The 6,807-nt window shown below is 69.3% G+C and carries 9 protein-coding genes; all 9 read left to right on the top strand.

Annotation, left to right across the window (positions count from 1 at the left end; translation table 11 throughout):
- Positions 1-45: 45 nt before the first annotated feature.
- Genes ccmA through N7590_RS21470 form a run of 9 tightly spaced genes read left to right on the top strand, consistent with a single transcriptional unit; the run spans position 46 to position 6,807 of the window.
- Positions 46-675, top strand: coding sequence for a heme ABC exporter ATP-binding protein CcmA (ccmA, locus tag N7590_RS21510; protein ID WP_049456031.1), 630 nt, complete (start codon positions 46-48; stop codon positions 673-675).
- A complete protein-coding gene (ccmB, locus tag N7590_RS21505) occupies positions 672-1,367 on the top strand; it encodes a heme exporter protein CcmB (protein ID WP_006456616.1) in 696 nt (231 codons plus the stop codon). Before ccmA ends, ccmB begins: the two co-directional genes overlap by 4 nt.
- 43 nt (positions 1,368-1,410) lie before the next feature.
- Positions 1,411-2,181 carry a heme ABC transporter permease CcmC gene (gene ccmC / locus N7590_RS21500; protein WP_014037835.1) on the top strand — a complete coding sequence of 257 codons (771 nt, stop codon included), beginning with the start codon at positions 1,411-1,413 and terminating at the stop codon, positions 2,179-2,181.
- Positions 2,178-2,366 carry a heme exporter protein CcmD gene (locus N7590_RS21495; protein WP_053510478.1) on the top strand — a complete coding sequence of 63 codons (189 nt, stop codon included), beginning with the start codon at positions 2,178-2,180 and terminating at the stop codon, positions 2,364-2,366. The genes ccmC and N7590_RS21495 overlap by 4 nt, the downstream gene beginning before the upstream one ends.
- On the top strand, positions 2,363-2,824 hold the full coding sequence (gene ccmE / locus N7590_RS21490; protein WP_049456029.1) for a cytochrome c maturation protein CcmE: 462 nt from the start codon (positions 2,363-2,365) through the stop codon (positions 2,822-2,824). Before N7590_RS21495 ends, ccmE begins: the two co-directional genes overlap by 4 nt.
- The gene (locus N7590_RS21485) at positions 2,825-4,744 is read left to right on the top strand and encodes a heme lyase CcmF/NrfE family subunit (RefSeq protein ID WP_279935884.1); all 1,920 of its coding nucleotides are present in this window, start codon (positions 2,825-2,827) and stop codon (positions 4,742-4,744) included.
- 8 nt (positions 4,745-4,752) lie between these two features.
- Positions 4,753-5,370 carry a DsbE family thiol:disulfide interchange protein gene (locus N7590_RS21480; RefSeq protein WP_279935882.1) on the top strand — a complete coding sequence of 206 codons (618 nt, stop codon included), beginning with the start codon at positions 4,753-4,755 and terminating at the stop codon, positions 5,368-5,370.
- A gap of 4 nt (positions 5,371-5,374) precedes the next feature.
- Positions 5,375-5,824 (top strand): cytochrome c-type biogenesis protein, encoded by a 450-nt coding sequence (locus tag N7590_RS21475; protein ID WP_164242854.1) that lies wholly within the window; start codon positions 5,375-5,377, stop codon positions 5,822-5,824.
- Positions 5,818-6,807, top strand: coding sequence for a tetratricopeptide repeat protein (locus tag N7590_RS21470; protein ID WP_164242853.1), 990 nt, complete (start codon positions 5,818-5,820; stop codon positions 6,805-6,807). The genes N7590_RS21475 and N7590_RS21470 overlap by 7 nt, the downstream gene beginning before the upstream one ends.

Below are 6,807 nucleotides of genomic sequence, written 5' to 3'. Positions count from 1 at the left end.
GCCGCTACAATTGCCGCCGCACTCCGGCATGAAGATCCCTGCCCCTTGAACACCCCTGCATTGCTGGCCGCCAGCGGCCTGAGCTTCTCCCGCAATGACGAGCCCGTGTTCGGCCCGCTGGATTTCCACGTGGACGCCGGCGAAGCCCTGCTGGTGCAGGGCGGCAATGGCGCCGGCAAGACCACCCTGCTGCGCGTGCTGGCCGGCCTGGCCCGGCCCGGCGCGGGCCAGGTGCGGATCGACGGCAAGCCGGCCAGCACTGCCGAGCGCGCGCGCTACGTCGCCTACCTCAGCCATCTGCCGGCCTTGAAGCCGGATCTGGATACGCTGGAGAACCTGCACTTCCTGTGTGGCCTGCACGGCCGCCGTGCACGGCAGATGCCCGGCAACGCGCTGGCCATCGTCGGCCTGGCCGGCTACGAGGACACCCTGGTCCGTCACCTGTCCGCCGGGCAGAAGCGGCGGTTGGCGCTGGCGCGCATCTGGCTGTCGCCCGCACCGCTGTGGCTGCTCGACGAACCCTACGCCAACCTCGACCTGGAGGGCATCACTCTGGTCAACCGGATGATCTCGGCGCATCTGCGCGCCGGGGGCGCGGCGCTGGTCACCACCCATGGCGCCTATGCCGCGCCGCCGGTACGCACCCGCCAGCTCGACCTCGGCGGTGCCGCATGATCGCGCCGGGCACCGAACCAGGCCTGTGGCAGACCGCAGGCGCCCTGCTCAAGCGCGACCTGCGCCTGCTCTGGCGCCGTCGCGGCGATGCACTGCAGCCGCTGCTGTTTGCCGTGCTGGTGGTCGTGTTGTTCGCATTGGCCCAGGGCCGCGAGCCGCAACTGCTGGCCGCCACCGCCGGTGCGGTGCTGTGGCTGGCGGTGCTGCTGGCCGGCCAGCTGTCGCTGGATTCGCTGTTCCGTTCCGATGCCGAAGACGGCTCGCTGGAGCAATGGCTGCTGGCGCCGGTACCGTTGGCGTGGCTGGTGCTGGTGCGCGTGCTGCTGCATTGGGCCACCACCGCCCTGCCGTTGATCGTGGTCAGCCCGTTGCTGGCGGAAATGCTGCATCTGCCGCATGACCAGCTGCCGATGTTGCTGGCATCGTTGCTGCTGGGAACGCCGTTGCTGAGCCTGATCGGTGGCGTGGTCGCCGCGCTGACCGTAGGCATCCGACGCTCTGGTATTCTCGTGGCGTTGCTGTCGTTGCCGCTGTACGTGCCGGTGCTGGTGTTCGGCGCAGGCAGCCTGGCGGCAGCCGGACGCGGACAGGATCCGGTCGGTGCGCTGCTGATGCTGGGCGCCGGCCTGCTGGTCGCGCTGGTGCTGGCTCCGCTGGCCACCGCCGCTGCAATACGCATTTCTCTGAGTTGACCGAGCTGAGAGCCAATCCACCCCTGCTGGATAGCCGCCACGCATGAATCCGATTGTCCGCTGGTTCCACCAACTCGGTTCGCCCCCCACGTTCGACCGATTCGCTGCCCGCTGGTCGCGGGTGTTCTATCTCGCCGCGGTGCCGGTGCTGCTGGTCGGCATGTGGCAGGCACTGCTGGTGGTGCCGCCGGAAGCCAAGCAGCTGGACAGCTTCCGCATCCTCTACATCCATGTGCCCAGTGCCTGGATGAGCCTGTTCGTGTTCGCGCTGATGGCGCTGTATGCCGCTATTGCCCTGATCTGGCGGATCAAGGTCTGCGAGATCCTGGCCATGGCCTGCGCACCGATGGGTGCCGGCTTCACCCTGATCACCCTGCTGACCGGCAGCATCTGGGGCAAGGGCACCTGGGGCACCTGGTGGGACTGGGACCCGCGCATGACCAGTGAGCTGGTGCTGCTGTTCCTGTACCTGGGCGTGATCGGCCTGTACCACGCCATCGAGGATCGCCGCAGCGCCGCGCGCGCGGCCGGCCTGCTGGCCATCGTCGGCGTCAGCCTGCTGCCGGTGATCCGCTATTCAGTGGACTGGTGGGGTGGCCTGCACCAGCGCCAGTCGATCAACGTGTTCGGTGAATCGGCGATCAGCAGCGCGATGATCGCGCCGCTGTGGTGGATGGTGATCGGCACCAAGTTCTGGTTCGCCGGTTCGGTACTGGCCAAGGCGCGCGCCGACAACCTCGACCGCGAGGCCGGCAAGGCCTGGGTCGGCGGTCGCGTCGATGCCACGCGCCCGGCCCGGGAGGCCCAGCCATGACCCACCTGCAATATGTGATCGGCGCCTACGCCGTGTTCGTGCTGGTACTTGGCGCCGACGCCATCGGCTCGTGGCTGCGCCTGCGCGTGGCGCGCCGCTTGGCCCTGGCCCGGCAGCAGCGCCAGCAGACCCGTGCCGGCCGGCAGGACGCGGCCGCGCCGCTGTCGACGGAGCTGGAACGATGACCCCGGTTCAGCGTCGCCGCCTGGCCTGGGTGCTGTTGGCCCTGCTCGCCTCCGGCCTGGCCACCGCACTGGTGGCGATGGCGCTGGAGCGCAACATCGCCTACCTGTACACGCCCGCCGAAGTACTGCGCGGCGATGTCGATGCGCAGTCGCGCTTCCGCCTCGGCGGGATGGTGGTGAAGGGCTCCTTCAACCGCCCGGTCGGCTCGCTGGAGGCGCGCTTCGAAGTGACCGACGGCGATGCACAGCTGCCGGTGACCACCTCGCGGATCCTGCCGGACATGTTTGCCGAAGGCACCGCAGTGGTCGCCAGCGGGCGGCTTCAGGATGGGATTTTCGTCGCCGATGAAGTGCTGGCCAAGCACGATGAGAAGTACGTGCCGAAGGAAGTGGCCGACAAGATGGGCGATGCCCATCGCAAGCACGACGTGCCGGTGACGGCACCCGAGGTGCGCTGAGTGCTGCCCGAACTGGGTCAGATCCTGCTGCTGTGCGCGTTGCTGGCCTCGCTGCTGCAGGCTGGCCTGCCGCTGGTGGGCGCGCATCGCAACAACCCGGCCTGGATGGCGGTGGCGCGACCGGCCGCCTTTGCCCAGCTGCTGCTGGTCGCCGGCGCGTTCGCCGTGCTCACCGCCGCATTCGTGCAGCAGGATTTCTCGGTGCGCTACGTGGCCGAGAACTCCAATTCGCTGCTGCCGATGATCTACCGCTATTCGGCGGTGTGGGGTGCGCACGAAGGCTCGCTGCTGATGTGGGCGCTGGTACTGGCGCTGTGGACCGGCGCGGTAGCGCTGTTCTCGCGGCACCTGCCGGCACCGGTGCAGGCGCGCGTACTGGCGGTGATGGGTGTGGTCAGCGTCGGCTTCCTCGCCTTCCTGATCTTCACCTCCAACCCGTTCCTGCGCCTGAATCCGACGCCACTGGAAGGCCGCGACCTCAATCCACTGCTGCAGGACCCGGGGCTGATCATCCACCCGCCGATGCTGTACCTGGGCTACGTTGGCTTCGCGGTACAGTTCGCGTTCGCGGTGGCGGCGCTGCTGGAAGGCCGTGTCGACGCGCGCTGGCTGCGCTGGACGCGGCCCTGGACCAACGTCGCCTGGGGCTTCCTGACCCTGGGCATCGCGCTCGGCAGCTGGTGGGCCTACTACGAGCTGGGCTGGGGCGGCTGGTGGTTCTGGGACCCGGTGGAGAACGCCAGCTTCATGCCGTGGCTGGTCGGTGCGGCACTGATCCACTCGCAGGCGGTCACCGAAAAGCGCGGTACCTTCGGCAGCTGGACCCTGCTGCTGGCGATCGCCGCCTTCGCGCTGTCGCTGCTGGGGACCTTCCTGGTGCGCTCCGGCGTGCTGACCAGCGTGCATTCGTTCGCCGCCGATCCTTCGCGCGGCCTGTTCATCCTGGTGTTCCTGTCGGTGCTGGTCGGTGGCAGCCTGCTGCTGTATGCGCTGCGCGCCAGCCAGCTGAGCGTGGACGCCGACGATCCGCGTCGCGGCTTCACCGCCACCTCGCGCGAAACCCTGCTGCTGGCCAACAACCTGCTGCTGGCCACCGCCTGCGCGATGGTGCTGCTGGGCACGCTGTACCCGCTGCTGGCCGATGCGCTGTCGCTGGGCAAGATCTCGGTCGGCCCGCCCTACTTCGGCAGCCTGTTCCTGCTGCTGATGGCACCGATGATCCTGCTGCTGCCGTTCGGCCCACTGGTGAAGTGGCAGCGCGACCAGCCATCGCGCGCCTTCGCGCTGCTGGCACCGTGGCTGGCACTGGCCATCGTGCTCGGCGCGCTGGCCTGGTGGCAGGCGCCGCAGAATGGCTGGAAGGCCGGCCTCGGCGTGGCCGCAGCGGCCTGGGTCGGGTTCGGTACCGCGCGTTTTGTCTGGCAGCGGCTGCGCGGCAACGGCCGCTTCACCGCCGAGATGCTCGGCATGATCGTCGCCCACGCCGGCATCGCGTTGTTCCTGGCTGGCGCCTTGCTGGTGGAAGCGCTGAATGTGCAGCGTGAAGTGGCGCTGGCACCGGGCCAGCAGCTGGTGGTCGGCCGCCATGAAGTGCGCTTCGAAGGCGTGGACCATCGCGAAGGCCCCAATTTCATCGCCGACCGCGGCCATCTGCGGGTGTTCCGCAACGGCCGCGAGCTGGCGCTGCTGCATCCGGAGAAGCGCCAGTACGCCAGCGGTGGCCAGGTGATGACCGAGGCCGGCATCGATGCACGCTTCGACGGTGATGTCTACGTGGCATTGGGCGAGCCGCTGGGCAACAATGCATGGGCGGTACGGGTACACATCAAGCCGTTCGTGCGCTGGATCTGGCTGGGCGCGCTGCTGATGGCCCTGGGCGGATTCATCACCGCCGCCGACCGCCGTTTCCGTCGTCCGTAGGAGTTCCCATGTCCGAGTCCCCCGCCCCGCGCCCCTCCCGCCCGCTGCCGCCGGTAGCCATCGTGATCGGCGTGCTGTTCTTCTTCGGCCTGCTCGGGCTGATGATCTACGGGGTGATGAAATCGGGCGATCCGCAGCGCGACGTGCTGCCCTCGGCCCTGATCGACAAGCCGGCGCCGGCGTTTGCGCTGCCGGTGCTGCATGACCCGGAAATGATCGTGCACAGCGACGACCTGCGCGGCGCGCCCTACCTGCTGAACGTGTGGGGCAGCTGGTGCGCGGCCTGCCGCGAGGAACACCCGGTGCTGACCCGCTTCGCCGAGAGCAAGCGCGTGCGCGTGATCGGCTACAACTGGAAGGACGATCCGACCGACGCGCTGCACTGGCTGGAACAGCTGGGCAATCCCTTCATGGTGGTGCTCAGCGATGTTGAAGGCCGCACCGCGATCGACTGGGGCGTGACCGCCGCACCGGAAACCTTCCTGGTCGATGGCAGCGGCATCGTGCGCTGGAAGTACAGCGGCGCGATGAACCAGCGCGTGGTGGACGAGAAACTGATTCCGGCGCTGGAGAAGATCGAGAAGGCCCAGGGCAGTGCCGGCAGCACGCTGCACACGGCGCCCTGAGCCGATGCGCTGGCTGCTGACGCTGCTGCTTTTGCTGCTGCCGCTGGCCGCGCTGGCCCAGCAGCCGCTGCACGATCCGCAGCCCCTGCAGTTCCGCGATGACGCCGAGGAGCGTCGCTTCCATGACCTGGCCGCACAGCTGCGCTGCGTGCAGTGCCAGAACCAGTCGCTGGCCGATTCCAACGCGCAGATCGCGCAGGACCTGCGCCGCGAGGTACTGCAGCTGATGCAGCAGGGCCACGACGACGCGCAGATCAAGCAGTTCCTGGTGACTCGCTATGGTGAGTTCGTGCTGTACCAGCCACCGCTGCAGCCGGGTACCTGGCTGCTGTGGGGCGGCCCGCTGCTGGTGCTGGGGGCCGGTGCGCTGGTGGTGTTCGGCATCGTCCGGCGGCGTGGCCGCACGGTTGCCGCCACGCCGGCCAGCCAGGCCGACGAAGGAGAGGGATGGTGAGTCATTGGCTGCCGGTGCTGGCCGGTCTGGTTGCCATATTGATGGCGGCGCTGGTGTTGTGGCCCCTGCGCCACCGCGGCCGCAGAGGTTTCGCCGTGGGCGTGCTGGCACTCGGTGTGGCCGGCGCCTGCCTGTACCTGCTGGTGGGTGACCCGCGCGCCGCGCAGGTACAGCCGGCGCCGTCGGTCGCGACGCTGCGCGATGGCGTACAGGCGTTGCAGGATGCACTCAAGCGCGACCCGCAGCGGGCCGATGGCTGGGCACTGCTGGGCCGTTCGCAGGCCGAGCTGGGCAATGCCGTCGCCGCCGCAGAGGCCTTCGCACGTGCTGCCGCACTGGCTCCGGACGACCCCGGCGTGCTGGTGGAAGCCGCACAGGCACGTGCCCAGGCCGACCCCGGAAAACAGTTCGATGACACCGCAATCGGCTGGTTGCAGCAGGCACGCACGCTGGCCCCGGACGCCGAGCGCGCCAGCTGGCTGCTCGGCATCGCGCTGCGCCAGCGCGGCCGGAATGCCGAGGCCGCCGATATCTGGAGCGGCCTGCTGCCGCGGCTGGAGCCGGGCGCTGCGCAGGCACTGCAGGCACAGATCGCCATCGCCCGCGACGCCGCAGGCCAGGCGCCCGATGCAACCGCTGCGCCGCCACCGGCACTGCTGCAGGTGCGCGTACAGCTGCCTGCGTTGCAGGGCTCGGAGTGGCCGGCCAGCACCCAGGTGTTCGTGCTGGCCCGCGCCGTGGGTGGGCCGCCGATGCCGGTGGCCGCGCGCAAACTCCCGTTGGCGGACTTCCCGGCCACGGTCGGGCTCGGCGACGGCGACAGCCCGATGCCGACCGCGCCGCTGTCGGCGCATCGCGAAGTGGAAGTGCTGGCACGCATTTCGCGCAGCGGCAGCGCCAACCGCAGCGAGGACGACCTGCAGAGCACACCGGTGAAGGTGAGCCTGCCGCATGAGGGCGTGGTGGAACTGCGGTTTCCGTAA

Source organism: Stenotrophomonas sp. GD04024, assembly GCF_029837545.1.
GTDB lineage: Bacteria > Pseudomonadota > Gammaproteobacteria > Xanthomonadales > Xanthomonadaceae > Stenotrophomonas > Stenotrophomonas forensis.
Note: the sequence above shows the minus strand (reverse complement) of the source record. Positions and strands in the feature narration are given on the sequence as shown.

What these genes read in the sequence shown, in the direction of transcription:
- ccmB (WP_006456616.1), top strand. Translation starts at nt 672, where the DNA reads ATGATCGCGCCGGGCACCGAACCAGGCCTGTGGCAGACCGCAGGCGCC.
- ccmC (WP_014037835.1), top strand. Translation starts at nt 1,411, where the DNA reads ATGAATCCGATTGTCCGCTGGTTCCACCAACTCGGTTCGCCCCCCACG.
- N7590_RS21495 (WP_053510478.1), top strand. Translation starts at nt 2,178, where the DNA reads ATGACCCACCTGCAATATGTGATCGGCGCCTACGCCGTGTTCGTGCTG.
- ccmE (WP_049456029.1), top strand. Translation starts at nt 2,363, where the DNA reads ATGACCCCGGTTCAGCGTCGCCGCCTGGCCTGGGTGCTGTTGGCCCTG.
- N7590_RS21480 (WP_279935882.1), top strand. Translation starts at nt 4,753, where the DNA reads ATGTCCGAGTCCCCCGCCCCGCGCCCCTCCCGCCCGCTGCCGCCGGTA.
- N7590_RS21475 (WP_164242854.1), top strand. Translation starts at nt 5,375, where the DNA reads ATGCGCTGGCTGCTGACGCTGCTGCTTTTGCTGCTGCCGCTGGCCGCG.
- N7590_RS21470 (WP_164242853.1), top strand. Translation starts at nt 5,818, where the DNA reads ATGGTGAGTCATTGGCTGCCGGTGCTGGCCGGTCTGGTTGCCATATTG.